This is a genomic window from Micromonospora sp. NPDC049139 (assembly GCF_055586845.1).
The window spans coordinates 161,857-188,548 of the sequence record NZ_JBVJHK010000002.1 but is presented as its reverse complement, the minus strand read 5'-3'; the positions used below and the strand labels follow the sequence as shown (position 1 = coordinate 188,548).

Here is a 26,692-nt window from a genome sequence, read left to right as displayed (position 1 = left end):
ACGCCTTAGCATCCGTTCAGGCGTGCCGACTAGGGTGCTGGCAGACACTCATTCAGGCGAGGGAGAAGCAGATGGCGGGTCGACTCGCGGTCGTCGGGGCCGGGCTGATGGGCTCGGGCATCGCCCAGGTGGCGGCGCAGGCGGGCTGGCAGGTGACGCTGCGGGACCTGGACGACGCGGCCACCAAGCGGGGCGTGGACGGCATCCGAAAGTCGCTGGAGAGATTCGCCCAGAAGGGGAAGATCGAGGCGTCCGACGTCGACGCGGCGCTCGGTCGGATCACCCCGACCACCGACCTGGAGGCGGCGGCGGACGCGGACATCGTCGTCGAGGCGGTCTTCGAGAAAATCGAGATCAAGCACGAGGTGTTCCGGGCGCTCGACAAGATCTGCCGGCCCGACGCGATCCTGGCCACCAACACCTCGGCCATCCCGGTGACCCAGATCGCCACGGCGACCGAGCGGCCGGAGGCGGTCGTCGGCACCCACTTCTTCTCACCGGTGCCGATGATGAAGCTCTGCGAGCTGGTGCGCGGCTACAAGACCAGCGACGAGACCCTGGCGACGGCGAAGGCGTTCGCCGAGGGGATCGGCAAGACCGTCGTGGTGGTCAACCGGGACATCGCCGGCTTCGTCACCACCCGGCTGATCAGCGCGCTCGCCATGGAGGCGGTCAAGCTGGTCGAGTCCGGCGTGGTCTCCGCCGAGGACCTGGACACGGCCTGCAAGCTCGGCTTCGGCCACGCCATGGGCCCGCTGGCGACGATCGACCTGACCGGCGTGGACGTGCTGCTCAACGCCACGAAGAACATCTACACCGACACCGCGGACGAGAAGTTCTTCCCGCCGGAGCTGCTCCAGCGCATGGCCACCGCCGGCGACCTCGGCCGCAAGTCCGGCAAGGGCTTCTACACGTACTGACGGGCGGCCGGGCGCGACCTTCGCCGGCCGCTCAGCGGACCGCCTCCACCGGTGCGGGGGCGGTCCGCCGCAGCCCGGCGGTGAGCACGAGCGTGGCCGCCAGCGACGCCGCGGCGAGCAGCGCGACGGCCCAGTTCGCCGGGACCAGGTCCGCGACCGCGCCGGCGAGCACGGCACACAGCGCCTGCGCGGCCAGCATCCCGTTGTGGTGCAGGCCGAGCACCTGGCCCCGGATCTCGGCGGGCGAGTGGGCGATCAGCCGCTCCTGCAACGGCAGCCCGGCGGCGAAGCCCGCCGAGGCGACGGCCGCGACGGCCATGGCCAGCGGCAGCGCCGGCGACAGCGCGAAGGCCAGGTAAGGCAGGGCGAGTAGCAGTCGCAGGGCGGGGACCAGCCGGTCCCGCGTGGCCGGCGGCAGGGACCGCCCCACCACGATGTCGCCCGCCAGCATGCCGAGGGCTGCGGCGGCGAAGAGGAAGCCGGCCCGGTCACCGGCGTAGGGCACGAACAGCGCCTCGCAACCGACGACCAGGCCGCCCGGCACCCACAGGTTGAGCAGGAGCGACCGGCGGCCGGGATCCGTCCACAGTTCCCGGTTCACCCTGAGCGTGCGTCCGACCGTCGTCCGGGCGGTGGTCCGGGCCGGGCGTTCCGAGATCCCGCACCACCCGACCGCCGCCGCCACCATCCGCAGCACCGCCGAGAGCAGGAACACCTCGTACGGGGTCAGCCAGGCCAGCAGGACGCCGGCAAGTCCGAACCCGGCGATCTGCATCGCCCCGACGCTGGTGTTCAGGGTGGACCTGCCCAGCACGTACGCGTCGGCCGGCAGGATGTCGGTGAGCAGTGCCCACCGGGCTCCGGCGGTGATCGAGCCGACGTACGCGCTGGCGAAGACGACCGCGAACCGGGCCCACAGCGGCAGGCCGGGCACAACCTGCAGCGCCGCTCCGGCGGCGACCAGCACAGCGGCGAGGGTCAGCGCCCGGCGGGGCGGCACGCTGTCCGCGGCCGACAGCAACGTCAGGCTGCCGAGCACGCCGGCGAGCGGTGCGCCGAACATGCTCAGCGCGGTGAGCAGCGCCGAGCCGGTCGACGCGTAGGTCAGCGCGCCCAGCGCCAGCGCCGACGTCGTGTGCGCCGCGATTCCCGCGCAGTTCGCGAGGAACAGGTTGCGGAACTCCCGGACCGCGAACAGATCTGCGTACGTTCTCACGGGCGCCATCGTGTGGGGTGCCGGGTGGATCTCGTAGGGTTACGTCTGGAGGCGAAACGTGGGCGTCTGGCAGGTGCCGTCGGACCTACTCGCGCGGAGCCGCTTCGCGGTCTCGCCGATGGTCGACACGATCGCCGCGCTGCGCGCGCTGCACGACCCGCGTACCCCGTGGCAGCGGGCGTGGCGGGGGCGGCACGTCGAGGCGTTCCGGCGGATGCTGGCCGGTCGGCCGGTGCTCCGGGCGCTGCTGCCCGCGTCGTTCCACCCCCGGTGGACCGCGGACTTCCTCACCGTCGCTCCCGCCTCGCCGGAACCGACGTTCGCGGCGGAGCTGGCGGCCGTCGGGCGGTTGTCCGACGAGCGAATCCGGGCCGACCTGCGCGCCACCCGCCCGGAGCCGCTCGCCGCCGAGTTGCTGGCGGACGGTCTCACCGGGCAGGTGGTGGGGCTCCTCGACTGGGTCTGGACGTACACCGTCGAGCCGGAGTGGCCGGAGCGGGAACGCCGGCTCCGGGCGGACATCGTGGCTCGCACCGCCGCCTTGAGCACGGGCGGCTGGGCCGGGGTGGTCGCCGACCTCAACCGGAACATGCGCTGGCTGGGCGACGGGCGGCTCCAGGTCAACGACTACCCGGAGCCGCCGCTGTCGCTGGACGAGGCCGAGCAGTTGGTCTTCCTCCCGGCGCACTGCCGTCGCGGCTGGGTGGTCTGGGACAAGCCGACCCGCTTCGGGATGGTGTATCCGGCGCGCGGGATCCTGGTCGATCCCACCTCACCGGCACCCGACGGGCTCGCCCGGCTGATCGGCGCCAACCGGGCCAACATCCTGGCCAGGTTGGACACGCCGCTGAGCACCTCGCAGCTCGTGGTGGTGACCGGGTTGTCCCTCGGGACGGTGAGCGGCCACCTGCGGGTGCTGCTGGACGCGGGCGCCGTCGGCAAGCGGCGGTCCGGGCGCGAGGTGCTCTACTGGCGTACGCCGCTCGGCGCCGCGCTCGCCGCCGGCGGGTGAGCGAGGCCGCCTGGCCGCCGGCGGGGCGGGGGAGGGCCCCGTCCGGCTCAGCCGTCGCGCTTGGTCGTCCAGCGGAACGTGGTCAGGCAGAGCACCAGGCCGACCACGCACCAGGCGACGAGCACCAGGGCGACCCGGTCCAGCTCGAACGAACCGCCCGGCTCGCGGGCGCCGAAGCTCTCCGGCAGGAAGACCGAGCGCAGGCCCTGGCACATCCACTTCAGCGGGAAGAGCGCCGCCACCTGCTGCATCCAGCTCGGCAGCTCGGTGAAGACGAAGAACACGCCGGAGATGAACTGGAGCACCAGCGCGACGGGGGTGACCACGGCCGAGCCGCTGCGGGCGGTGCGGGCCAGCGACGAGATGGCGATGCCGCACAGCGTGCAGGCGGTGACGCCGAGCACCGACACCCAGCCGAAGGTGAGCCACTTCGCGGCGGTGCCGGGCAGCTCCAGGTCGAACAGCGCCACCGAGACGGCGAGCAGCAGCACGGTCTCCGCGATGCCGATGGCGACGACCATCAGGACCTTGCCGGCGAACCAGACCCACTTCGGCATCGGCGTGCCCCGGTAGCGCTTGAGCACCCCCCGGTCCCGCTCGATCGGGATCCAGATGCCGAGGTTCTGGAAGCTGACGGTCATCAGGCCGGTGGCGATCATGCCGGTGATGAAGTACTGGGTGTAGCTGACCCCGGGCGCGATCCGGTCGTCGAAGATCGCCGCGAAGATCACGATCATGATGACCGGGAAGCCCATCGTGAAGACGACGGACTCCCGGCTGCGCAGGAACTGAGTGATCTCCAGCCGGCCCTGCCGCAGGCCGAGGGCGACCGGACCGGGCCGTCGGGCGGCCGTGGTGGCCGGTGGGACGGGCTTCGTCGTGGTGGTCATCGGTGTCCGATCATCCGCAGGTAGACGTCCTCCAGGGTCGGCCGGGTCACCGTCAGGCCGGGGACCTCGCCGCCGAAGCGCGCCGCCAGTTCGGCCACCAGCGCCGTCGGCGTCGCGCTCTCCGCCGTCTCCAGCGCCCCCTCCGGCGTACGCCAGGAGACCGTCGCGAGGGCCGCCTGCCGGTCGCCCAGCCGGTCGGGTCCGGCGACCTCGACCAGCCGTCCGCCGGCGATCACGCCGACCCGGTCGGCCAACGCCTCGGCCTCGTCGAGGTAGTGGGTGGTCAGCACGATGGTGGTGCCGGCGGCGGCCAGGTCCCGGATCAGCTCCCAGAACTCCCGGCGCGCCTCGGGGTCGAAGCCGGTGGTCGGCTCGTCCAGGAAGAGCAGCTCGGGGCGGCCGACGATGCCGAGCGCCACGTCGAGCCGGCGCTTCTGCCCGCCGGAGAGGGTGTGCGTACGCGCCTTCGCCTTGCCGGCCAGCCCCACCCGCTCGATGACCTTGTCCGGGTCGTCCGCCCCGGCGTAGAAGCCGGCGAAGTGGCGCACCACCTCCGCGACGGTCAGCTCGTCGAACTCGCCCGTGCCCTGGAGCACGATGCCCACCCGGGAGCGCCAGTCGGCGGCCGGCCCGGCCGGGTCGCTGCCGAGCACCGAGACCTCGCCGGCGTCGCGCCGACGGTAGCCCTCCAGGATCTCCACCGTGGTGGTCTTGCCGGCGCCGTTGGGGCCGAGCAGGGCGAACACCTCGCCGCGGCGGACGTCCAGGTCCAGGCCCGCCACGGCGACGTTGTCGCCGTACGCCTTGCGCAGCCCCCGGACGGAGATCGCGAGCTCGTCATCCATGTCGTCAAGTGTGCGTCCTGGCCGTGGCCGTGACCCGCCCGGGGTGTGGGGCTCCGGCCCATGTCGGGAGCTTCGCACCCGGGCGTCCGCTCCATGGAGCTGTGTGGTTTTCCACAGCGCCGGTGACTGAACGGTAACTTAGACTCCCGCCATGGACGAGAAGGCTCTCCCGGGTCGGCTGCCCGAACGCGACCGCCCGTGGGTGATGCGCACGTACGCCGGGCACAGCTCGGCCGCCGCCACGAACGCGCTCTTCCGCCGCAACCTGGCGAAGGGGCAGACCGGCCTGTCGGTCGCCTTCGATCTGCCGACGCAGACCGGCTACGACCCCGACCACGAACTCGCCGCCGGTGAGGTCGGCCGGGTGGGCGTCCCGGTGGCGCACCTCGGCGACATGCGGGCCCTCTTCACGGGCATCCCGTTGGCCGAGATGAACACGTCCATGACCATCAACGCGCCCGCGATGTGGCTGCTCGCCCTCTACGGCACGGTCGGCGCGGAGCAGGGGGCCGAGCTGGCCCGCTGCGCCGGCACCACGCAGAACGACATCATCAAGGAGTACCTCTCCCGGGGCACCTACATCTTCCCGCCGGCGGCGTCGCTGCGGCTCACGGCCGACGTCATCGCGTACACGCTGCGGGAGATGCCCCGGTGGAACCCGGTGAACATCTGCTCGTACCACCTCCAGGAGGCCGGCGCGACGCCGGTGCAGGAGGTCGGTTTCGCGCTCTCCACCGCCGTCGCGGTGCTCGACGCGGTCCGCGACTCGGGCCAGGTGCCCGCCGAGCGGATGGGCGACGTGGTGCAGCGGGTCTCCTTCTTCGTCAACGCCGGTGTGCGCTTCGTCGAGGAGATCGCCAAGATGCGGGCCTTCGGCGCGCTCTGGGACGAGATCACCCGCGAGCGCTACGGGGTGGCGAACCCGAAGCAGCGTCGGTTCCGCTACGGCGTGCAGGTCAACTCGCTGGGCCTGACCGAGGCGCAGCCGGAGAACAACATCCAGCGCATCGTGCTGGAGATGCTGGGCGTGACCCTGTCCCGGGACGCCCGGGCCCGCGCCGTCCAGCTGCCCGCCTGGAACGAGGCCCTCGGCCTGCCCCGGCCGTGGGACCAGCAGTGGTCGCTACGCATGCAGCAGGTGCTCGCGTACGAGTCGGACCTGCTGGAGTACCCGGACCTCTTCGAGGGCTCGCACGTGATGACCGCGCTGGTCGACGAGATCGTCGCCGGGGCGCGGGTCGAGCTGGAGAAGGTGCTGGAGATGGGCGGCGTGGTGGCCGCCGTGGAGACCGGCTACCTCAAGAGCGCGCTGGTCGCCTCGCTGGCCGAGCGGCGACGCCGGATGGAGGCGGGCACCGACGTGGTGGTCGGGGTCAACCGGTTCGCCGAGACCGAGCCGTCGCCGCTGACCGCGGCCGGTGCCGAGGCCGTCGAACAGGTCGACCCGGCGGTGGAGGCGGCCGCCGTGGCCGCCGTACGCGAATGGCGGGCCGGGCGGGACGCGGCGGCCGTGGACGCGGCGCTGGCCCGACTGCGCGCGGACGCCGCGACCACCACGAACCTGATGCCGGCGACGCTCGAGTGCGTGCGGGCCGGCGTGACCACCGGCGAGTGGGCCGGCGCGCTGCGGCAGGTCTTCGGCGAGTACCGCGCCCCCACCGGCCTGGCCGGCGCCGCCGGGGCCGGCGGGGACGCCACCCTGGCCGCCGTCCGCGAGCGGGTCGCCGCCACGGCCCGCGAGTTGGGCAGCGGCCGGCTGCGGCTGCTGGTCGGCAAGCCCGGCCTGGACGGGCACTCCAACGGCGCGGAGCAGATCGCGGTACGCGCCCGCGACGCCGGCTTCGAGGTGGTCTACCAGGGCATCCGGCTGACCGCCGGGCAGATCGTCGCCGCCGCCGTCGAGGAGGACGTGGACCTGGTCGGCCTGTCGGTGCTCTCCGGCTCGCACCTGGCCGCGGTGCCGGCGGTGCTGGACGGGCTGCGCGCGGCCGGCCGGCCGGACCTGCCCGTGGTGGTCGGCGGGATCATCCCGGCCGGCGACGCCGCGCAGCTCCGGGCCGCCGGGGTGGCCCGGGTCTTCACGCCGAAGGACTTCGCCCTCACCGGCATCATCGACGACCTGGTCACCGTGGTTCGCGAGGCCAACGGCCTGAGCTGAGGGGACGGGCGGTCAGCGGGTGATGTAGGTCATGCAGTCGGCCATGTCGTTGTCCGGGCCGACCTTGATCGCCGGCGCGTGGCACTCCAACTGGTCGTTGTGCCGGCAGTCGGCCCGCTGGCAGGCGCCGACCTGAGCGATGAGGCCGTCCACGCCGGCCCGGACGGCGGGCATCTCGATGAACGTGTGGCAGTGCGCGTGGTCCATGCTGCCGATCGTGATGGCGAAGGCGTGGCAGTCGCCGGTGTGGTTGTACGCGCAGGCCGAAACCACACACTCCTGGACCCGGGGCATCTCCATCGCTGCGGTCATGCCGACCTCCTCTAGAGTCTTGCCCCGACTTTAGGCTTTTGGTGGGGTTGGCGAGGCGGATTCAGCCCTGCCCGAGCACCTCCGACAGCGGAGCCGGCTCCAGGCCGCGCTCGGCCAGCCCCGCCAGGATGTGCGGCAGCGCCTCGTCCGTCATCGGCGCGTTCGCCTCCGTCACGTGCAGGACGATCACCGACCCGGGGCGCACCCCGTCCAGCGCCGCCCGCACGACCGGCCGCCACGACTTCGCGAACGGATCGCCGCTCACCACGTCGCCGTCGACCACGGTCACCCCCAACGGCGCCAGCGCGTCCAGCGCCTTCCGGTCGTGGCACAGCCCCGGGAAGCGGAAGTACCGGGTCTGCCGCCCGCCGTACGCGGCGACCACGTCGAACGTCCGCGCCACGTCGGCCGTCATCTCCCGCTCCGGAATCCGGGGCAGGCCGTAGCAGTCCGGGGTGAAGGCCAGGTGCCCGTACGTGTGGTTGGCCAGCTCGAAGCGCGGGTTCGCGGCGAGCCGCCGGGTCACCGCCGGGTACTGCTCGACCCACTTGCCGGTCAGGAAGAACGTGGCCGGCACCCGCTCCCGCTCCAGCAGGTCGATGATCTTCAGGTTCGCGTACGACCGCACCGCGCCGCTGCGCAACTGGTAACGCATCGCGTCCGTCATGTCCGCGTCGAAGGTGAGCGCCACCCTGTTCCCCACACGCGGCCCGTGGTCCACGACGGGTGGCCTTGTGCCGGGCGGGGTCGCGCCCGGGGTCGTCGGGGCGGGCGGGGCCGTGCCCGGGGTCGTCGGGGTGGGCGTCGGCCCCGACGACGGGGACTGTGGCTGCGCTGTGGGGATCGGGACGATGCCGGTGGCGGTCGGGGTGCGGAGGGGGACCGGGCCGGCGAGGAGCGCCGCGGCGGCGATCACGGCGGCGATGGTGGCGGCGGCGAGCGGAACGCGGGGGATCTTCACGGGCACCGGGAGATGATGTCAGCGCTTCGTGTTGTCCGGGTGCCGGGCGTGGGGTGGTGTGCGGTCGTGGTGGGGTGTGGGTTGCGGCGTGTGGTCGTGGCCGGGGTTGTTGGGTTGCGGTGCGTGGTGGTGGGGTGTGGTGCGTGGTGGGTGGGGTGTGGCCCGCCGTGCCCGGCTCCGGGCGGTCAGGCTTGATCCCTGCGCCGGGCACGGCGGGCCACACCCCGTCGGTGGTCGCGTGCCGTCCGTGCCTGGCTGTCCGTTGTCCGGCATTGGCCGTGGGGGAGGCCCGTCGGGACGTCCGTCGGGAGGCGACGGCGATGCGGTGGCGAGGTGTCGACCGCGAGGTCGCGGCCCGTCGGCCCGCTCTTGACCGGGCCGGTGGGGTGGGTGCGGTGGGCGCTGTCGAGCTGCCCCGTCTGTGGGACCACCCCCGTCACAGCAGGCTCGGTCGCCTGCGGCGGCATGTTGTGCCCCATCTGTGAGGGCAGCTCGACAGGAGCCGGGCGGCGGCACGTGCGGCGTCGTCCCGTGGGTCCGGTTGTGTCCCGTCTGTGAGGGCAGCTCGACAGGGGTCGGGTGGCAGTGTCCCGTGGGTCCGGTTCGGGGTGTGACCGGGGGCATCGTGGGGGCGGAATCGTGGCGGGGGCGGGGTCGTTACACCCTGCGTACGGCCGAGCAAGACCCCCGCCCTCCGGCGGGCTGGCGTGCGGGCCCCCGGAATGTTGGTGGGCCGCCGGTCGTTACACATGGTCCCGGCCAGTGAAGGACGACCCCCTCGCCCTGCGCGGGCCGCTCCCGGTCTTCACGGCCGGTCTGATTCTTCCCGGCGCGTGACGCGCCGGATCCCCCGATTTCTTGAGCGCCGGACGGTGCTTGCGCCCCGCTGAACCCCCTTCGGCGTGTGGTGCCAACCCCCGAATGGAGCGTCTGATGAACACGATCCTGCGTAAGAGCGTTCTTGGTGTTGCTGGTCTGGCTTTTGCCGGTGGTGTGTTCGCCGGTCCGGCTGCTGCTCACGCCGCCCCGACGGTCGAGTCGGGTAAGCCTGTGGCGGTGGCGGTGCAGGCTGACAAGCCGGCCGTGGACAAGTCGAAGCTGATCCCGCATGGCGTGCAGGGTGCGCAGTCGCGCATCGACCTGACCGACGAGCAGGTCGCCAACGTGAAGGCGATCATTGCGGCGACGAAGAAGGCCGGGATGGACGAGCGGGCCGCGGTGGTGTCGATCGCGACGGCGTTGCAGGAGTCGAAGCTGGAGAACCTGGGTCATCTGGGTGACCGCAACGACCACGACTCGCTGGGTCTGTTCCAGCAGCGCCCGTCGAGCGGTTGGGGCACGGTGGAGCAGATCACCGACCCGGAGTACTCGACCACGGCGTTCCTGAAGGGCCTGAAGCAGGTCGACGGGTGGCAGGACATGCCGCTGACCGAGGCCGCGCAGACCGTGCAGGTGTCGGCGTACCCGGACCACTACGCCCAGTGGGAGCAGCAGGCCGCCGACCTGGTCGGCGAGCACTGGAACAGCTGACACACCGACATTCACCACAAGGGGGATCGCTGGCCGGCGCCCGACACGGGTGCCGGCCAGCGGCACATCTCCACCACCGACGACGGCCGGCACCCCACGCGGGGTGGCCGGCCGTCGGTGCGTACGAGGGTCAGACGCGGAAGCCGGCGGCCCGGGCCGCCTGACGTTCGCGGCGTCGGTCGGACCGGCGACGCAGGAACCAGACGACGAAGAGGACCAGCCCGAGCAGGAACGCCAGCACCAGCACCGGCAGGATGATCGCCACCATCGACATGACCACGCTGGTGGCGTCCTCGGCGGTGCTGGCCACCGGGGCACCGACGCCGGCCGTGGTCGCGTTGACGACCGGTCGGGCGGCGGACTTCAGCAGGTGCACGCCGAGGGCGATCAGCACCCCGGTCACCACCGGGACCCACTGGTGGGAGGAGAAGAAGCTCCCCGGGTCGCTCACCGTCACCGTCTCCGACGACGAGCCCGCGCCGAAGGCCAGGCCACCAGCGGTGGGCCGGACCACGGTCTGCACCACGTCGTTGACGTGGTCGACCACGGGCACCTTGTCGGCCACGACCTCGATGACCAGCAGCACCGCCAGGATGGCGAGCACCCAGCCGTTGCCGAGCCACTGCCAGCCGGCGGGCAGGTCGATCAGGCTGGTGTGGCGGGCCAGCAACCCCATGGTGAGCAGGGGGATGTAGGCGTTCAGCCCCGCTGAGGCGGCGAGGCCGGTACCGGTGAGAACTTCGAGCACCGACTCAGCATCCCACCGCCACGCCAGTGCCGCTCGGTGGCGCGGGCCGGGGCCTCCGCTACCCTCGTCGGGTGCGGTTGGTGATTGCGAAGTGCTCGGTGGACTACGTCGGACGGCTCTCGGCCCACCTGCCGCCGGCCACCCGGTTGTTGATGGTGAAGGCGGACGGGTCGGTGTCGATCCACGCCGACGACCGGGCGTACAAGCCGCTGAACTGGATGAGCCCGCCCTGCCGGCTGGAGGAGGCCCCCGGCGTCTGGCGGGTCGTCAACAAGGCCGGCGAGGAGCTGCGGATCACCCTTGAGGAGATCTTCCAGGACACCTCGTACGAGCTGGGCGTCGACCCGGGCCTGCGCAAGGACGGCGTGGAGGCGCACCTCCAGGAGCTGCTGGCGGCCAACCCGGAGACCCTCGGCGAGGGGTTCACGCTGGTCCGCCGGGAGTACATGACGGCCATCGGCCCGGTGGACCTGCTCTGTCGGGACGCCAACCAGGGTGCCGTGGCGGTGGAGGTGAAGCGGCGCGGCGAGATCGACGGCGTGGAGCAGCTCACCCGGTACCTGGAGCTGATGAACCGCGACCCGCTGCTCGCGCCCGTCGCCGGGGTGTTCGCCGCGCAGGAGATCAAGCCGCAGGCCAGGGTGCTCGCCACCGACCGGGGCATCCGCTGCGTCGTCGTGGACTACGACAAGCTGCGCGGCATCGAGCGGGACGAACTCACCCTCTTCTGACGCCCTCCGCCCCAGGGCTCACCGGCCGTACATCGCCTTGATGGCCCTGACGAGCCGGGCGACGTCGGCCGGCGTCCGCTCGAAGGTCGTGGAGGCCAGCAGCGACCGGGCCCGCCGGCGGGTGATCGCCTTGGCGCGGCTGAACTCGCGCAGCCCGTCCTCGCCGTGGATGCGACCGAAGCCGGAGTCGCCGACGCCGCCGAACGGCAGCGTGGACATCCCGGCGAAGGTCAGCGTCGAGTTGACCGACGCCATCCCCGAGCGCAGCCGCCGGGCGATGGCCACCGCGCGCCGCCGGCCGAAGACCGAACCCCCCAGGCCGTACGACAGGGCGTTGGCCCGGGCGACGGCCTCGTCGGCGTCGCGGACCCGGTTGACGGTCAGGGTCGGGCCGAAGGTCTCCTCGCGTACGGCGAGTGAGTCCTCCGGGACGTCCACCAGCACGGTCGGGCGCACGTACGGCGGCTGCACCGCGTCGGCGCCGCCCAGCACCGCCCGGCCGCCCCGGGCCAGCGCGTCGTCGATGTGCCGGCGGATCACGTCGAGCTGGCTCGGCATGGTGATCGGGCCGATGTCGGCGTCGTCGGGGCCGACGGTCAACCGGCCGGCCCGCTCGACCACCTTCCCGACGAAGGCGTCGAAGACCGGCTCGACCGCGTAGACCCGCTCGATGCCGATGCAGGTCTGGCCGGCGTTGGTGAGCGCGCCCCAGACGCAGGCCTCGGCGGCGGCGTCCAGGTCGGCGTCGGCGTCGACGATCATCGCGTCCTTGCCGCCCGCCTCCAGCAGCACGGGCGTCAACGACTCGGCGCAGGCCGCCATCACCTTCCTGGCGGTGGCGGACGAGCCGGTGAAGGCCACCTTGCCCACCCCGGAGCGGCAGAGTGCGGCGCCGACGTCGCCGAGCCCGTGCACCGCGGTGAACACCGGGTGCTCCGGCACCACCTCGGCGAACGTGTCGACCAGCCACTGCCCGACGGCGGGGGTGTACTCGCTGGGCTTCAGCACCACGGCGTTCCCGGCCGCGAGCGCGTACGCGACGGAGCCGATCGGGGTGAAGACGGGATAGTTCCACGGCCCGATCACGCCGATCACCCCGTGCGGCTGGTATTCGAGGTGGGCGGAGAACTCGGCCAGGACGAGCCGCGAGCGGACCCGGCGGGGGCCCAGCACCCGGCGGGCGTTGCGGGCCGCCCAGTCGACGTGCTCGACGGCGCTGACGATCTCCACGACGGCGTCGGCCAACGGCTTGCCGCCCTCGGCGTGCACCAGCTCGGCCAGCTCCTCGATCCGCCGGGCGAGCAGGGCCCGCCACCGCAGCAGCCGCTCCCTGCGCCCGGCGAAGCCGACCCCGGCCCACCACTCGCCGGCCGGGCGGGCGCGGTCGACCGCCCGCGCGACGTCCTCGGCGGTCGCCACCGGCAGGCGACCGACCTCCGCGCCGGTCGCCGGGCTCGTCGACACCAGCCGACCGTCCTCGATGACCGGGGTTCCCGGGGCATGCACAGCCGTCATGACGGAAGTCTAGACCTGAGGATTACTCGCCGGTAGGGTGGCGCGCCCGCTGGTTCCGGTCCGCCGGGTCGCCCGTATGGCAGAGGTCATGGCCCGCCGTCAGGCCTCGTTGAACGAGGTGGTGCCCGATTCCGTGGACATGGTCGGGGCGTCCGGCCGGCCGGGACTGTTTTGCGGTCCTTGTCAGCCGGTGGACGCCGAACCGGCGAACGGGAGGTGTCCGGCCGGGGGCGTGGAGGTGACCGCCCGGCGGTCGAGGGCGACCACCGTGTGGTGGCAGGCTGACGCGCGGGGTGACCGTGCGGGGTGGGGGGCTGACTGTCCATGGAGGAGCGTCCGGAACTGATGCCGTTGCTGACGGTGGCGGGCGGGGCGATGCGGGGGCTGAGTTTCCGGGTCGGCCCGGTGCGGCAGGTGATCGGCCGGGTGCCGACGGCCGACGTCGTCGTGCCCGACGCGCACCTGAGCCGCCGGCACGCCGAGGTCTGGCTGACGGACGAGGGCGCCTGCCTGGTGGACCTGGGCTCGACCAACGGCACCTGGCTGAACGACCGGCGGATCACCGGCGTGGAGCGGTTGGCCGACGGGGACGTGATCCGGGTCGGGCGCACGGAGCTGCGCCTCTTCGACCCGGGCGTGGCGCGGACCGATCCGGTGGGGCTCAGCTTCGGCCAGCCGCGCCGGGACCACCGCCCGACGCTGCCGCTGCCGATCGCGACCCCGGCCCTCCCGGGCGCCGACCCCCTCGTGACCCCCGCCCGGCAGGCTGCCCAGCCGGTGCCGCCGCTGTCGGCCGCGATGCCGGCCCTCCAGGGTTCCGACGCGGTGCCGCCGCTGCCGGTGGGCGCGCTGGGGCCCGCTCCGTCCTGACCTGTCGCCGCACACCTCCCGACCACCGAACATGGTGAAAGGGCCCATGGACGCGGCCGGGGCGTCGTGGCAGCATGCCGCGGATGGAGACCGGACAGCAGCTCGTGTCGGCGAACGGGATCACCCAGGCGGTGCGGGTGGCCGGGCCGCCGGACGGCGTGCCCGTGCTCCTGGTCCACGGCAACTGCTCGTCCGCGGCGTTCTGGAAACCGCTGGTGCGGCGGCTACCGGACACCCTCCGGGTGGTCGCGCCCGACCTGCGGGGCTACGGGTACACCGACACCGCCCCGGTGGACGCGACCCGGGGGTTGACCGACTTCTCCGACGACCTCGCCGCGCTGCTGGACGAGCCGTCCCTGTTCGCGCCCGGCGCCCGGCCGGTGGTGGTCGGGCACTCGTTGGGCGGGGGAGTGGCCATGCGGCTGCTGGTCGACCACCCCGACCGGGTGGCCGCGCTGCTGCTCGCCGCGCCGGTCTCGCCGTACGGCTTCGGGGGCACGCGCGACCTGGCCGGCACGCCCACCACGCCCGACTTCGCCGGCACCGGGGCGGGCACGGCCAACGCGGAGTTCGTCAAGCGGCTGGCCGCCGGCGACCGGGGCGCGGACAGCCAGGCCAGCCCGCGCAACGTGCTGCGGGCCACCTACGTGGCGGACCCGGCCTCGCTCGGCGACGACGAGGAACTGCTGCTGGACACCCTCCTCACCACCGCGACGGGCGACGACAACTATCCGGGCACGGCGGTGGACTCGGCGAACTGGCCCGGCACCGCCCCGGGCCGGCGCGGGGTGCTCAACGCGCTCTCCCCGGCGTACTTCCGGGTCGCCGACGAACTCGTGGCCGTCGCCGGCAAGCCGCCGGTCACCTGGATCCACGGGGACGCCGACGTGATCGTCTCGGACACCTCGCTGTTCGACCTGGCCCACCTGGGCTCGCTCGGCGCGGTGCCGGGCTGGCCGGGGGCGGATGCCTGCCCGGCGCAGCCGATGGTGGGGCAGACCCGGGTGGTGCTGGAGCGCTACGCGGCGGCCGGCGGCGCGTACCGGGAGGTGCTGCTGCCCGGCTGTGGGCACAGCCCGCACCTGGAACGGCCGGCCGAGTTCGTCGCCGAGTTGCTCCAGCTGACCGGCGGGGCGGCCTGACGACGGGCGGCCGACGACGGGCCGCACCGCTCGTGAAATACCCCACCGCGTCTCGACAACCGAACGTCACGTGGCAGACTCGCGCGCATAACCTTAGTGGCCGTTCACGCGGCTGTGCGGAGCATTGGGGAGGCCGGTCGTGGCGCGCGAGTTCACCAGCGTGGGCGTTGTGGGTCTGGGCACCATGGGTGCCGGCATCGTCGAGGTATTCGCGCGCAACGGCGTCGACGTCGTCGCGGTCGAGATCTCCGAGGGCGCGCTGGAGCGCGGCCGGGCCACCCTGACCGGCTCGACGGACCGGGCCGTGGCCAAGGGCAAGCTCGCCGAGGCGGACCGGGACGCGCTGCTGAGCCGGGTCCACTGGCAGGTCGGGCTGGACGCGCTGCACTCGGTGGACCTCGTCATCGAGGCGGTGCCCGAGCACCTGGACCTCAAGCAGCGGATCTTCGCCGAGCTGGACCGGGTCTGCAAGCCCGAGGCGATCCTGGCCACCAACACCTCGTCGCTGAGCGTCACCGAGATCTCCGTCGCCACCAGCCGGCCCAACCAGGTGATCGGCATCCACTTCTTCAACCCGGCCCCGGTCATGAAGCTCGTCGAGGTGGTCCGGACGGTGGTCACCTCCGCCGACGTGGTCGCCGACGTGGAGGCGCTCTGCGAGCGGCTCGGCAAGGTCGACGTGACCATCAACGACCGCGCCGGCTTCATCGCCAACGCGCTGCTCTTCGGCTACCTCAACCACGCCGTCGGCATGTTCGAGTCGCACTACGCCACCCGCGAGGACATCGACGCGGCCATGAAGCTCGGCTGCGGCCTGCCGATGGGCCCGCTGGCGCTGATGGACCTGATCGGCCTGGACACCGCGTACGAAATCCTGGACACCATGTACCGGCGCGGCGGCCGGGACCGCCGGCACGCCCCCGTGCCGCTGATCAAGCAGATGGTCACCGCCGGGCTGCTCGGCCGCAAGTCCGGCCGGGGCTTCTACACCTACGAGCGGCCGGGCTCCCCGAAGGTCGTACCGGACGAGCGGACGCCCGTGGCGGCGGAGCCGGCGCTGGCCGACGGCGCGCGGGCCATCGCGAAGGTGGGCGTGGTGGGCTCCGGGACGATGGCCACCGGCATCATCGAGGTCTTCGCCAAGGCCGGCTACGAGGTCGTTTCGGTGACCCGGGGCGCGGAGAAGTCCGCGAAGGTCTGCGAGGCGGTCAAGACCTCGCTCAACAAGGGCGTGGTGCGCGGCAAGCTCAGCGAGGACGACCGGGATGCCGCGCTCGGCCGGGTCAACTGGTCGGCCACCCTGGAGCACCTCGCGGACGTCGACCTCGTGGTCGAGGCCGTGGTGGAGGAGCTGAGCGTCAAGAAGGCCCTCTTCGCCAGCCTCGACGAGATCTGCAAGCCGGGCGTCGTGCTCGCCACCACCACCTCGTCGCTGCCGGTGATCGACGTCGCGATGGCCACCCAGCGGCCCGCCGACGTGGTCGGGTTGCACTTCTTCAACCCGGCCCCCGTCATGCCGCTGGTCGAGATCGTGCAGACCATCCGGACGTCGGCCGAGACGACCGCCACCGCCCGCGCCGTCTGCGCCGCGCTGGGCAAGACGGGCGTGGTCTGCGGCGACCGGTCCGGCTTCGTCGTCAACGCGCTGCTCTTCCCGTACCTCAACGACGCGGTCAAGATGCTGGAGGCCAGCTACTCCACCGCCGACGACATCGACTACGCGATGAAGCTGGGCTGCGGCTACCCGATGGGCCCGTTCGAGCTGCTCGACGTGGTCGGCCTGGACGTCTCGCTGGCCATCCAGCGGGAGCTCTACCTGGAGCTGCGTGAGCCGGGCTTCGCGCCCGCCCCGCTGCTGGAGCACCTGGTCACGGCCGGCTACCTGGGTCGCAAGAGCGGCCGCGGCTTCCGCGACCACACCCGTCGCTGAGCGGGTCAACGCCCGGCGCCGGTGACGGCGTCTGCATGGTGTGACCTTCGAGGAGTACGTCAGCAGCCGCGGGCCGGCCCTGATCCGGCTGGCCCGGCTGCTGACCGGGGACGAGCACCGGGCCGAGGACCTCACCCAGGACGTCCTCGCCCGCGCCTACGTGCACTGGCGGCGGATCGCCAGGGCGGACCGGCCCGACGTGTACGTGCGCCGGATGCTGGTCAACGCCAACCACTCCTGGTGGCGCCGGCGTACGAACCGGGAACTGGCGACGGCCGACTTCGCCGAGCGGCCGCAGCGCGGCGACCTCGGCGGCGAGACCGCCGACCGGGACGCGATGTGGCGGCTCGTCCTCGGGCTGCCGGAACGGCAGCGGGCGGTGCTCGTGCTGCGCTACTACGAGGACCTCGACGACGCGACCATCGCCCAGATCCTGGGCTGCTCGCCGGTCACCGTCCGCACCCATGCCATGCGGGCGCTCGCCCACCTCCGGGAGCGCTGCGGCCTCCCGACGACGAACGGGAGCCGGCCGTGACCGACCTCGACGAGCGGATCGTACGGGCGCTGCGCGAGCGCGCCGAGGGGGCGGTGGACACCGACCGGTTGACGGCGCGGGCCGTCGCCGGGGGAAAGGCCCGCCGCCGTCGTCGTCGGGCCGGCGCGGGGGTCGCGGTGGGCCTGGTGGCGGTGCTCGGGTTCACCATCGCCACCAGCGCCGGCTGGCTGGAGGGGGTACGCCCACCGCACGCCGCCGCGCCGGGAACCTCCGCGGTGACGCCACCCCGGGCGGACGGCGTACCGGGGGCCGCGAGCCGGCCCGACCTGGTGGGCACGGATCCGCAGGTGCTGCACTTCGGGTTGGACCCGGCACGGGCCCGCTATCTGGGCTGGGAGGTCTGGTCGGGGGTGGAGCTGGTCCGGGCCGACGTCGGCGGGGGCCGGGCGGTCACCGTCGAGCTGACCACCTCCGCCGGCGCGCTCATGCACGATGTGGTCAACGGAATGACGGTCGAGGAGGCCTACGACGGCAGCGACCGCCGGCACCGGGGCAGGGGAGACACGCCCAGCTGGGTCCGGCTCTGGCAACCGACCCGTGGCCTGTACGCCCGGGCCACCGTGACCGCCGCCACCGCCCGGGAGGTCGACGTGGCGGTCCGCGCCCTCCGGCTGGGCGACGCGCGCCGCTGCGACGGTCCGGTGCGGCTGACCACGCTGCCCACCGGCGCCCGGCTCACCGGCTGTCGGGTCGAGGCGGACTCCTTCCCCGACACGCTGCGGGTGTCGCTGCGGGTAACCGCGAACGAGCAGCGGCAGATGACCGTGTCCTTCGAGTACGCGAGCAGTATCGCCAGCAGCCGGACCGAGGGGAACCGGACGATCGCCGGCCGGCCCGCCTACCGTTACCCGCAGGGCGAGCAACTGGAGCTGCTCGGCTTCCCGCAGGCCCACCTGGTGGCCGACTTCGGCTGGCCCTTCGACGGCTTCACCGAGCAGGACGCCGCCGTCGTACTGGGCGGGGCACGGGTGGCCGAGGACCCGATCCGCCCGGAGACCTGGGACTGACCGGTCGTGCGCCCGTGCCGGGCCGGCCCACAGGTCGGCCCGTACGCTTGGTGACCGTGAGCCCCCGTCGCAACCGACCCCGCCGCGATGACACCGCCCACCTCGACTCCGACCGGGCCCGGCAGGGCGTCGCCTCGGTGCAGCAGTGGCGCGACGGCGAGTGGCAGGTGCGCGGAATCAGCGGCGGGGCGTCCACCAAGACGTACCGCTGCCCGGGCTGCGACCAGGAGATCCGGCCCGGGGTGGCGCACCTGGTGGCGTGGCCGGCCGACGGGCGGGGCGACCTGACGGACCGGCGGCACTGGCACAGCGGCTGCTGGCGCGCCCGGGACCGGCGCGGGCCGGTCGTCCAGCGCGGTCGCGGCGCCCCCAGGTACGGCTGAGCGATCTGGATCACCCTGTTTCCGCCCCGCCCGGCGTTCCCCGGCCGCACGGGTGAGACTGGACGGGTGAGCACACCGATCCGCGCGTCCACCATCCTGCCCGGGCATCGCGAGGACATCGAGCTGCACACCGCGGACGGACTGCGGCTGGTCGGCGAGCTGGCCCGACCGCTGGACCGGGAGCCGGTGGGCACCCTCGTCTGCCTGCACCCGCTGCCCACCCACGGCGGGATGATGGACAGCCACGTGTTCCGCAAGGCGGCGTGGCGCCTGCCGGCCCTGGCCGACCTGGCGGTGCTCCGCTTCAACACCCGGGGCACCAGCAGCCTGCGCGGCACCAGTGAGGGCACCTTCGACAACGCCGTCGGCGAGCGTTTCGACGTCGCCGCCGCCATCGAGTACGCCGAGTTCGCCGAGCTGCCGAACATCTGGCTGCTCGGCTGGTCGTTCGGCACCGACCTGACCCTGAAGTACGGCTGCGACCCGGCGGTCACCGGGGCGATCCTGCTCTCCCCGCCGCTGCGCTACTCCACCCCGGCGGACCTCGACCACTGGGCGGCGTCCGGCAAGCCGCTGACCGCCCTGGTGCCGGAGTTCGACGACTACCTGCGCCCCGACGAGGCGCGGGAACGCTTCGCGGCGGTGCCGCAGGCCGAGGTGGTCGGGGTGCCCGGCGCGAAGCACCTCTGGGTCGGCGACGCCGAGACCGTGCTGGACGAGGTGGTCCGCCGGGTCGCCCCGGCCGCCGCCGTGCCGCTGCCGACCACCTGGGACGGCCCGGTGGAGACCGGCGACGTCAGCGCGTACGCCGACCGCACGGTGGCCTCCTTCGCCGACCGCCCGGTGCCCGGCCCGCCTGCGGGCCAGGCCGGCTGACCCGCCCGCGGGTCGGGGCGGTCGTCGCGGTCCTGGCCGGGGTCAACGGGACTCCTGCCGGGGCAGGATCACCTCCCGCAGGATGAGCTGGAACGCGGCCACCGCCGGGATCGCGATCAGCGCGCCCACCACGCCCAGCAGGGACACGCCGAGCAGCGCGGCGACCAGGGCGGCCACCTCGTTGACCGCCACCGACCGGCGCATGACCTTGGGATAGATCAGGTAGTTCTCCACCTGCTGGTAGATCAGGAAGAACACCACGCAGGCGATGCCGACCGGCAGGTCGGTGGCGAAGCCGACCAGGCTGACGATCACCGCGCCCAGCGTGGCGCCGATCTGCGGGACGAGGTCGGTCACCGCGACCACCACGGCCAGCGCGAACGGGTACGGCAGCCCGACGGCCAGCGCGAAGACGAACGTGGTCGCCCCGGCCAGCACGGCGATGCTGAGCGCGCCCACCATGTACGCGCCGACCTTGGTCAGGATCTCGTCGCCGATCAGCCGCACCCGCTCCCGGCGGGACCGGGGCACCAGCGAGTAGCCCAGGTCGCGGAGCCGGTCGAAGTAGGCCAGGAAGTAGATCGTCAGCACCAGCACGGTCAGCCCCCGGAACACCGTGCCGAAGACCATCTGGGCCCCGCCGAGCACCCCGCCGAGCGCCTGCCCGATCGTGGCCGGGTTCGCCGCGTTCCGCAGCCGCTCCATCAGGTCGTACCGCTCCACCAGGTCGTTGACCGTCTGGTTGCGGCGCAACTCCTCCAGGTAGCTCGGCAACTGGTCCACGAACTGCCCGGTCTGCGTGACGATCGGCGGCACCAGGGCGAACACGCCGCCGCAGAGGAGCAGCACGACCGTCAGCGCGACCGTCGCCACCGCCGCGCCGTGCGGCAGCCCCCAGGAACTCAGCCGGACCACGGCGGGGTGCAGGCCCACGGCGAGGAAGAGCGCGATGAGCACCAGGACGAGGATTCCGGCCGCGTTGCGCAGGCCCAGATAGAGGGCGTACGCGAGCAGCACCCCGGCCGCACCCGTGAAGCCGACCAGGAAGCTGCTGCGCCGCAGCGGTCGCCCCGGCCTGCCGAACCGTCCCGGCCCGACGGCCGGGGGCTCGTCGCCGCCCGGCGCCGACGCCGGGCCCTCGGTCACCGCCCCGGCCCGTTCCTGCTCGGCGGCCCGTCCCCACCCGGGCTCGGCCGTCCCTTCTGGCTCGGCGGCCCGCGTCCGTCCCGGGTCGTCGGCCCCCTCCGGCTCGGCGGCCCGCGTCCGTCCCGGGTCGTCGGCCCGCGCCGGCTCGGCGGCCGTCCCGGCCGGGTCCGGGGTGGCCCCCCGCTCCCGGTCGGCGCCCGACGCCGAGGGTCCGTCCTGTGCCATCCGGACCTCCCTGATCGACTTCCGCCGGCGCCTGCCGGCCCCCGGGCGCGGGGACCCCAGGTCCGGGGGCTCCGATCAGGAGCGTAGTGGTCGTCAGGGCGCCGGACCGACCCCGTCCGTCCCTCGGGTCGCGTCGGCCCGGCCGCCGGCCCACCCCACGGGATCCGCCGCCCGGCCGCTGTCGAGCTGCCCTCACAGACGGGGCACGACCGGATCCCACAGGATGCCACCGCCCGGCCGCTGTCGAGCTGCCCCCACAGACGGGGCACACCTGCCCCCGGCGGACGTGGCCCCGCATGGCCTCGACCCGGCCGATCAGGCGGCAGGCAATCGGGCCTGGTGTGACGGGTGGTCCCACAGATGGGGCAGCTCGACAGCGCCCACACCACCCGACCCGCCCGTGCGACGGGGCGGGTGGTCAGTCCTTCTCGACGACGACCTTGCTCGGCTTGGCGCTGCGCTCGTCGGTGGTCGGCTTCGTCGGCCGCTTGCCGTTCTCGCCGGTGCTGGTGATCTTCGTCGGGGTGGCGCCCCGGCCGGCCTCACCCGGCACCGCCGCCACGGTCGGCTCCCCCTCCACGCCGGCGCTGGCGGTGCCGCCGTCGACGGTGGTCACGGAGGCGACCCTGCCGCTCTCCGGCTGCCCGGCGTCCGCCGGCTCGATCCGACCCTTGGCCGGCTGGCCGGCCTCCGCCGGCTCGACCTTGCCCGCGCCGGGCCTGCCGTCCGCGGCCGGGGCGGCCTCCTTGCCCCCGGCCCCACCCGCCGAAGCCGCTGCCGCTCCGGCCGGCGTGGCCTCCTTTGCCGCTCCGGCCGGCGTAGCCTCCTTCTTCGCCTCGCCCGCCCCGGCGGCGGTCGACGCCTTCCCGCCGTTCGCCGTCGCGGTGCCGGTCCCGGCCGGCCCGCCGTCGGCCACCGGGCCGGCCGCGGCGGTGGCTGTCCCGCCCGGTCCGTCGGCCGCACCGACCAGCCCCAACCGCAGCTCGGCCACCTGCCGCTGCAACTCGTCGGACTCCTGCCGCGACTTCCACGTCTCCTGCCGCAGGTCGGCGAGCTGCTGCTGGGCCTGCGCGATCTCCAGCATCACCTGGGCGAGCTGCTGGCGGCTCGCGGCGGCCTCCTGCTGGGTGGCGGCGAGGTGCTGCTGGGTGGTGGCCAGGTGCTGCTGCGTCGTCGCCGCGTACTCCTCGAACTGGCGACGCGAGGTCGCCACGTGCTCGTCGGCCTTGCGGCGCTTCTCGGCCGCCTCCGACTCGGCCCGGCCGAGCAGCGTCGCCGCCTCCTCCTCGGCCTGGCGGCGCATCGCCAGCGCGTCCCGTTCGGCGGCCTGCCGGACGGCGGCGGCACCCTGCTCGATCTCGTTCTTCCGGCTGGTGTACTCCGACTCCAGCGCGGCGCGGCGCGACTCGAACCCGGTCTCCAGCTCGTCGTGCCGGCTCTTGTGCTGCTGCTCCAGCTCGGCGAGGCGGGTCTTGTACTGCTTCTCCAGGTCGTCGCGGCGCTTGGTGAACTCCTGCTCGGCGGTCGTCCGGCGCTGGGTCAGCTCGCGGTCCGCCGCCTCGCGGCGGCTGTTGACCTCCTGCTCCACCCCGGCCCGCCAGGCGCCCAGCTCCTGCTGCGTCTGCGCCCGGGCCTGCTGCACGTACGCCTCGGTCTCCGTGCGCATCCGCTGCACGTACGCCTCGGTCTCGGCGCGGCTGCGCTTGGCCGCCTCGGCCGCCTGTGTGGTGAGCCGCTCCGCCTCCTGCCGGGCCTTGTCGCGGGTGGCCCGGCCGGCCTGGGCGGCGTCGTCGATGATCTGCTTGGCGTCCCGCTGGGCCTTGGCGTGGGTGGCCCGGCCCGCCTCGGTGGCCTGGTCGACCAGGCGCTTGGACTCCTGCTGGGCCTTGGCGTGGACCTCCTTGGCCGCCTCGCGGAGCTGGGTGGCCTCCTGCTGGGCCCTGGCGTGGACCTCCTTGGCGGCCTCGCGGAGCTTGGTCGCCTCCTGCTGGGCCCGGTGGTGGATCTCCTTGGCCGCGTCCCGCAGCTGGGTGGCCTCCTGCTGGGCCTTCGCCAGCGCCTCCTGGGCGGCCTTGCCCAGCCGCGCGGCCTCCTCCTTGGCGCCCCGGACCGCGGCGTCCGCCTCGGCCCTGCGGGCCGCGCTGTGCCGCTCCTCCTCCGCCCGGCGGGCGGCCAGCGCGATCTCGAAGTCCTTGAGCGCGGCGGCGGCCTGCTCGCGCGCCTCCTCGATGATGTTTTCGGCGGCGGCCCGGCGCGCCTCGATCTCCTGGTTGGCGGCGACCAGGACCGCGTCGGCCTGCTCCTCGGCGAGGGTGAGGATCTGCTCCACCCGCGGGCCGAGGTGCCGGAAGGAGACGTTCTCCAGCGCGCCGGAGGACTTGCGCGCCTGGGCGAGGTCCCGCTGGAGGACCTCCACCTGGCCGGCGAGCTTGTGGATCTGTGTGTAGGCCTGCTCCCGCTCGGCCGCGAGGGCCGCGATCTCGTGCTCCGCACGAGCGACGTACCGGTCGACCTGTCGTTTCTCGTACCCCCGCAGAGCGGACTCGAAGCTGGGCTCCGTGGTCACGTCCCCGCCGAGAGCGAACAGTTCCTCGCCGTGCGACATGCCCCCATCCTCACACGCATCCGGCTCTGCTGGGGCGATACGGACGCCCCGGATGGGACCTACTTCACTGCGGCCACGCTCGGGCAATTCCCTGACGGGCAAACGCATACGGCGCGGGGCACACCGGTCACCCGGTGTCACCCCGCGCCGTCGTCATGCCCCCCGGTCGGGTCGGTCAGTTGGACGTCTCGGCCGCCACCCGCTCGTCCGCGCCGTCGGCCTTCTTCGCCTCGGGCTTGGCCGGCGCGGCCTGGGCGGCCGGCTGCGCGGCCGGCACGCCCGGCACGATGCCGGCAAGGCCGGAGAGCATCTGGCCGAGCTGGGAGGTGACGGCGTCCTTCTGCCGGGTGAGGTCCTCGACCTCGCGGCGAGCCGCCTGGGTGGTCAGTTCGGCCTCGGTGCGCGCCTCGGTGAGCAGCCGCTTCGCCTCGGCCTTCGCCTCGCTGAGCGTCTTGTCGGCGAGCGCCTTGGCCTTGTCGACCGTCTCGTTGGCGGTGCGCTCCGACTCGACCCGGCGGGCCTCGGCGCGCTGCTCGATCTCCTTGGCCCGCTCCTGCGCGGCGTGCGCCCGCTGCTCCGCCTCGCTGACCAGCTTCTGGGTCTGCGCGACCTGCGCCGCGTGCCGCTCCGACTCCTCACGCTCGGCCTTCTCCCGGCGCTCGGCGAGCTGGAGCTCCAGGGCCTGGAGGTCCTTGTCGCGCTTGTCCCGCGCGTCGGTGAGCAGCTTGGTCGCCTCGGCGCGCTTCTCCTCGGCCTCCCGGGCGGCCTTCGCCCGCTGCTGGGTGATCTCCCGCTCGGCGGTCGCCCGGAGCGTGGCGACCTCGCGCTCGACGGTGGACTTCAGCTCGGCGACCTCGTGCGCGGTGACCGTGCGCAGCTGCTTGGTCTCGCGGTCGGCGTCGGCGCGCAGCGTGTCGGCCTCGCGCCGGGCCTGGACGCGGACCTCGGCGGCCTCCCGCTCGGCGGCGGTGCGGACGGTGCCGGCCTCCCGCTCGGCGGTGGCCTTCATCGCCGCCGCCTCGGCCCGCGCCTTGTCGGTGATCTCACGGGCCTCGAGGCGGGCGGCGGAGAGGATGCCCTCCGACTCGCGCTTGGCCTCGTTGCGGTGGTCGTTGGCCTGCTCCTCGGCCAGCCGCAGGATCTGCTCGACCCGGGTGCCGAGGCCGGAGAGGGTGGGCCGGCTGTTCTCCTCGAGCTGCTTGTTGGTGTCGGCGAGCTTCTGCTCCAGCGTGCTCATGCGCTGTTCGGCCTGGCGGAGCCGGCGCTGGGCGTCGTTCATGCGCTGCTCGGCCTCGGCCCGGGCCTGCTCGGACTGGGTCAGCGCGGCCGTCATCCGACCGATGAAGTCATCGACCTGGTGGGTGTTGTAGCCGCGTAGGCCGACGGTGAAATCGGGCTGGGAGTTCGCGTTATCGAAGAACGCAAGAGGGGAGGACTGCTGGGGCATTGGGACATACTCGCAGACTCCCCAGGGTGCTTCGCAAGAGCGGTCCCGAGCTTTCGCGTCCTCTTTACATGGTCAACTACGGGAGCCCCGGGAGGCGGGACCAATCGGCGATCTTGGCAGGTCCCGGGCGGGTCGGTCGGCACAGAGAGTGACTACGGAAAAGGGCCGCGGGAGATCGCCGCGGCCCTTTGTCGCGCATGGCCGGGTCGCTCGAATGAGCGCCCCGCGTCGGTGGCGGAAAACGATCGTCGTTCGCCCCCAATGGTCGTCGGTGTGGTCAGTGGCCGCGGAACCGGTTGATCGCGTCCTCGTGCCGGGAGCGCAGCTCGCGGTCGCGCACGCCGAGCCCGTCGGAGGGGGCGAGGCAACGGACGCCGACCTTGCCCTGGTGCGCGTTGCGGTGCACCTCGTACGCGGCCTGGCCGGTCTGCTCCAGGCCGTAGGTCCTGGACACGGTCGGGTGGATTCTGCCGAGTGCCACCAGCCGGTTCGCCTCCCACGCCTCGCGGTAGTTGGCGAAGTGGCTGCCGACGATCCGCTTCAGGTGCATCCAGAGGTAGCGGTTGTCGTACTGGTGCTGGTAGCCGCTGGTGGAGGCGCAGGTGACGACGGTGCCGCCGCGCTTGGTCACGTAGACGCTCGCGCCGAAGGTCTCCCGGCCCGGGTGCTCGAAGACGATGTCCGGGTCCTCGCCGCCGGTCAGCTCGCGGATCCGCTCGCCGAAGCGGCGCCACTCGTCCGGGTCCTGGGTCTCCTCGTCCTTCCAGAAGCGGAAGCCCTCGGCGGCCCGGTCGATCACCAGCTCGGCGCCCATCCTGCGGCACAGCTCCGCCTTGTCCGGGGAGGACACCACGCAGACCGGGATCGCTCCGCCGTTGAGCGCCATCTGGGTGGCGTACCCGCCGAGGCCGCCGGAGGCGCCCCAGATCAGCACGACGTCGCCCTGCTTCATGTTCGCCCCGTGGTGCGACACGAGCTGCCGGTACGCCGTCGAGTTGACCAGGCCGGGGCTGGCCGCCTCCTCCCAGCTCAGGTGGCGCGGCTTGGGCATCAGCTGGTTGGCCTTGACCACGGCCAGCTCGGCGAGGCCGCCGAAGTTGGTCTCGAAGCCCCAGATCCGCTGCTGCGGGTCGAGCATGGTGTCGTCGTGCCCGGCCGCGTCCTCCAGCTCCACCGACAGGCAGTGCGCGACCACCTCGTCGCCGGCCTTCCAGCGGGTCACCCCGGGCCCGGTGCGCAGCACCACGCCGGCGGCGTCCGAGCCGACCACGTGGTACGGCAGGTCGTGCCGCTTGGTCAGCTCGGAGTGCCGGCCGTAGCGCTCGAGGAACCTGAAGGTCGGCAGCGGCTCGAAGATGCTGGTCCAGACCGTGTTGTAGTTGATCGCACTGGCCATCACCGCGACGAGCGCCTCGCCCGGCCCGAGTTCCGGCGTCGGCACCTCCTGCACGTGCAGCGCCTTGCGCGGGTCCTTGTCCCGGGTGGCCAGGCCGTCGAACATCCCGGCCTCGTCCGCGCGCACCACGACGCCCCGGTACGACTCCGGCACCGGCAGGCCGGCGACGCCGCCGAGCTCCCGCTCCGGTTGGTCGGATCCCTCCGCCGCCATGATCGCTTCGAGGATGTCCTGCACGTCGACCTCCCGTTCGTCCGCACCCGCGCACGCG

At 73.4% G+C, this 26,692-nt stretch carries 23 protein-coding genes; 12 read left to right on the top strand and 11 right to left on the bottom strand.

Annotated features, from left to right (window positions below):
• The first annotated feature begins 71 nt into the window (after positions 1-71).
• Complete coding sequence (locus tag ACZ6Q9_RS04415; protein ID WP_396827746.1) at positions 72-920, top strand: 3-hydroxyacyl-CoA dehydrogenase family protein; 849 nt, start codon at positions 72-74, stop codon at positions 918-920.
• Positions 921-951: 31 nt separating this feature from the next.
• On the opposite strand, the gene ACZ6Q9_RS04410 is transcribed toward ACZ6Q9_RS04415, so the two are convergent.
• Positions 952-2,136, bottom strand: a complete 1,185-nt coding sequence (locus ACZ6Q9_RS04410) for an MFS transporter (protein WP_396827744.1) — start codon at positions 2,134-2,136, stop codon at positions 952-954.
• A 58-nt stretch (positions 2,137-2,194) separates the two neighbouring features.
• On the opposite strand from ACZ6Q9_RS04410, the gene ACZ6Q9_RS04405 reads away from it, so the two are divergent.
• A complete protein-coding gene (locus tag ACZ6Q9_RS04405) occupies positions 2,195-3,148 on the top strand; it encodes an ArsR family transcriptional regulator (protein ID WP_396827742.1) in 954 nt (317 codons plus the stop codon).
• Positions 3,149-3,195: 47 nt separating this feature from the next.
• On the opposite strand, the gene ACZ6Q9_RS04400 is transcribed toward ACZ6Q9_RS04405, so the two are convergent.
• Both ACZ6Q9_RS04400 and ACZ6Q9_RS04395 read right to left on the bottom strand, forming a co-directional pair.
• A complete protein-coding gene (locus ACZ6Q9_RS04400; protein ID WP_393260997.1) occupies positions 3,196-4,038 on the bottom strand; it encodes an ABC transporter permease in 843 nt (280 codons plus the stop codon).
• Positions 4,035-4,883 (bottom strand): ABC transporter ATP-binding protein, encoded by an 849-nt coding sequence (locus ACZ6Q9_RS04395; RefSeq protein ID WP_396827739.1) that lies wholly within the window; start codon positions 4,881-4,883, stop codon positions 4,035-4,037. The genes ACZ6Q9_RS04400 and ACZ6Q9_RS04395 overlap by 4 nt, the downstream gene beginning before the upstream one ends.
• Before the next feature lie 151 nt (positions 4,884-5,034).
• On the opposite strand from ACZ6Q9_RS04395, the gene ACZ6Q9_RS04390 reads away from it, so the two are divergent.
• Positions 5,035-7,041 carry a protein meaA gene (locus ACZ6Q9_RS04390; RefSeq protein ID WP_393260993.1) on the top strand — a complete coding sequence of 669 codons (2,007 nt, stop codon included), beginning with the start codon at positions 5,035-5,037 and terminating at the stop codon, positions 7,039-7,041.
• A 12-nt stretch (positions 7,042-7,053) separates the two neighbouring features.
• Here the strand turns inward: ACZ6Q9_RS04390 and ACZ6Q9_RS04385 are convergent, their stop codons facing one another.
• Both ACZ6Q9_RS04385 and ACZ6Q9_RS04380 read right to left on the bottom strand, forming a co-directional pair.
• Positions 7,054-7,353: a DUF1540 domain-containing protein gene (locus tag ACZ6Q9_RS04385; protein WP_357459581.1), complete on the bottom strand. Its 300-nt coding sequence runs from the start codon at positions 7,351-7,353 to the stop codon at positions 7,054-7,056.
• 61 nt (positions 7,354-7,414) lie between these two features.
• Complete coding sequence (locus ACZ6Q9_RS04380) at positions 7,415-8,320, bottom strand: polysaccharide deacetylase family protein (protein ID WP_393451014.1); 906 nt, start codon at positions 8,318-8,320, stop codon at positions 7,415-7,417.
• A gap of 927 nt (positions 8,321-9,247) precedes the next feature.
• Between ACZ6Q9_RS04380 and ACZ6Q9_RS04375 the strand changes: the two genes are divergently transcribed.
• Entirely contained in the window at positions 9,248-9,844 is a 597-nt protein-coding gene (locus tag ACZ6Q9_RS04375) for a hypothetical protein (protein ID WP_396827737.1), read from the top strand.
• Between the two features lie 130 nt (positions 9,845-9,974).
• Here the strand turns inward: ACZ6Q9_RS04375 and ACZ6Q9_RS04370 are convergent, their stop codons facing one another.
• Positions 9,975-10,592, bottom strand: a complete 618-nt coding sequence (locus tag ACZ6Q9_RS04370) for a DUF4126 domain-containing protein (RefSeq protein WP_393260986.1) — start codon at positions 10,590-10,592, stop codon at positions 9,975-9,977.
• 71 nt (positions 10,593-10,663) lie between these two features.
• Between ACZ6Q9_RS04370 and nucS the strand changes: the two genes are divergently transcribed.
• Positions 10,664-11,323 (top strand): endonuclease NucS, encoded by a 660-nt coding sequence (gene nucS / locus ACZ6Q9_RS04365; RefSeq protein WP_076472317.1) that lies wholly within the window; start codon positions 10,664-10,666, stop codon positions 11,321-11,323.
• An 18-nt stretch (positions 11,324-11,341) separates the two neighbouring features.
• Here the strand turns inward: nucS and ACZ6Q9_RS04360 are convergent, their stop codons facing one another.
• Positions 11,342-12,838: an aldehyde dehydrogenase family protein gene (locus ACZ6Q9_RS04360; RefSeq protein WP_393451019.1), complete on the bottom strand. Its 1,497-nt coding sequence runs from the start codon at positions 12,836-12,838 to the stop codon at positions 11,342-11,344.
• Between the two features lie 324 nt (positions 12,839-13,162).
• Between ACZ6Q9_RS04360 and ACZ6Q9_RS04355 the strand changes: the two genes are divergently transcribed.
• The 7 genes from ACZ6Q9_RS04355 (at position 13,163) to ACZ6Q9_RS04325 (ending at position 19,602) form a co-directional block, all read left to right on the top strand.
• Positions 13,163-13,708 carry an FHA domain-containing protein gene (locus tag ACZ6Q9_RS04355; protein ID WP_393451022.1) on the top strand — a complete coding sequence of 182 codons (546 nt, stop codon included), beginning with the start codon at positions 13,163-13,165 and terminating at the stop codon, positions 13,706-13,708.
• Between the two features lie 74 nt (positions 13,709-13,782).
• Positions 13,783-14,850, top strand: a complete 1,068-nt coding sequence (locus ACZ6Q9_RS04350) for an alpha/beta hydrolase (protein WP_396827734.1) — start codon at positions 13,783-13,785, stop codon at positions 14,848-14,850.
• Positions 14,851-14,989: 139 nt separating this feature from the next.
• On the top strand, positions 14,990-16,780 hold the full coding sequence (locus ACZ6Q9_RS04345) for a 3-hydroxyacyl-CoA dehydrogenase family protein (protein ID WP_393451028.1): 1,791 nt from the start codon (positions 14,990-14,992) through the stop codon (positions 16,778-16,780).
• 40 nt (positions 16,781-16,820) lie between these two features.
• The gene (locus ACZ6Q9_RS04340) at positions 16,821-17,315 is read left to right on the top strand and encodes a SigE family RNA polymerase sigma factor (protein WP_393451031.1); all 495 of its coding nucleotides are present in this window, start codon (positions 16,821-16,823) and stop codon (positions 17,313-17,315) included.
• Positions 17,312-18,343, top strand: coding sequence for a hypothetical protein (locus tag ACZ6Q9_RS04335; RefSeq protein ID WP_393451034.1), 1,032 nt, complete (start codon positions 17,312-17,314; stop codon positions 18,341-18,343). Before ACZ6Q9_RS04340 ends, ACZ6Q9_RS04335 begins: the two co-directional genes overlap by 4 nt.
• A 56-nt stretch (positions 18,344-18,399) precedes the next feature.
• Complete coding sequence (locus ACZ6Q9_RS04330; RefSeq protein WP_393260973.1) at positions 18,400-18,726, top strand: hypothetical protein; 327 nt, start codon at positions 18,400-18,402, stop codon at positions 18,724-18,726.
• Between the two features lie 66 nt (positions 18,727-18,792).
• A complete protein-coding gene (locus ACZ6Q9_RS04325; RefSeq protein ID WP_396827732.1) occupies positions 18,793-19,602 on the top strand; it encodes an alpha/beta hydrolase in 810 nt (269 codons plus the stop codon).
• Between the two features lie 42 nt (positions 19,603-19,644).
• Here the strand turns inward: ACZ6Q9_RS04325 and ACZ6Q9_RS04320 are convergent, their stop codons facing one another.
• The 4 genes from ACZ6Q9_RS04320 to ccrA all read right to left on the bottom strand — a co-directional run bounded on the left by ACZ6Q9_RS04320 (position 19,645) and on the right by ccrA (position 26,658).
• Positions 19,645-20,973, bottom strand: a complete 1,329-nt coding sequence (locus tag ACZ6Q9_RS04320) for an AI-2E family transporter (protein WP_396827730.1) — start codon at positions 20,971-20,973, stop codon at positions 19,645-19,647.
• Positions 20,974-21,391: 418 nt separating this feature from the next.
• The gene (locus ACZ6Q9_RS04315; RefSeq protein WP_396827728.1) at positions 21,392-23,578 is read right to left on the bottom strand and encodes a hypothetical protein; all 2,187 of its coding nucleotides are present in this window, start codon (positions 23,576-23,578) and stop codon (positions 21,392-21,394) included.
• Between the two features lie 175 nt (positions 23,579-23,753).
• Positions 23,754-25,025 (bottom strand): coiled-coil domain-containing protein, encoded by a 1,272-nt coding sequence (locus tag ACZ6Q9_RS04310; protein ID WP_393260964.1) that lies wholly within the window; start codon positions 25,023-25,025, stop codon positions 23,754-23,756.
• Positions 25,026-25,302: 277 nt separating this feature from the next.
• On the bottom strand, positions 25,303-26,658 hold the full coding sequence (gene ccrA, locus ACZ6Q9_RS04305) for a crotonyl-CoA carboxylase/reductase (RefSeq protein WP_393260961.1): 1,356 nt from the start codon (positions 26,656-26,658) through the stop codon (positions 25,303-25,305).
• Between the last annotated feature and the right edge of the window lie 34 nt (positions 26,659-26,692).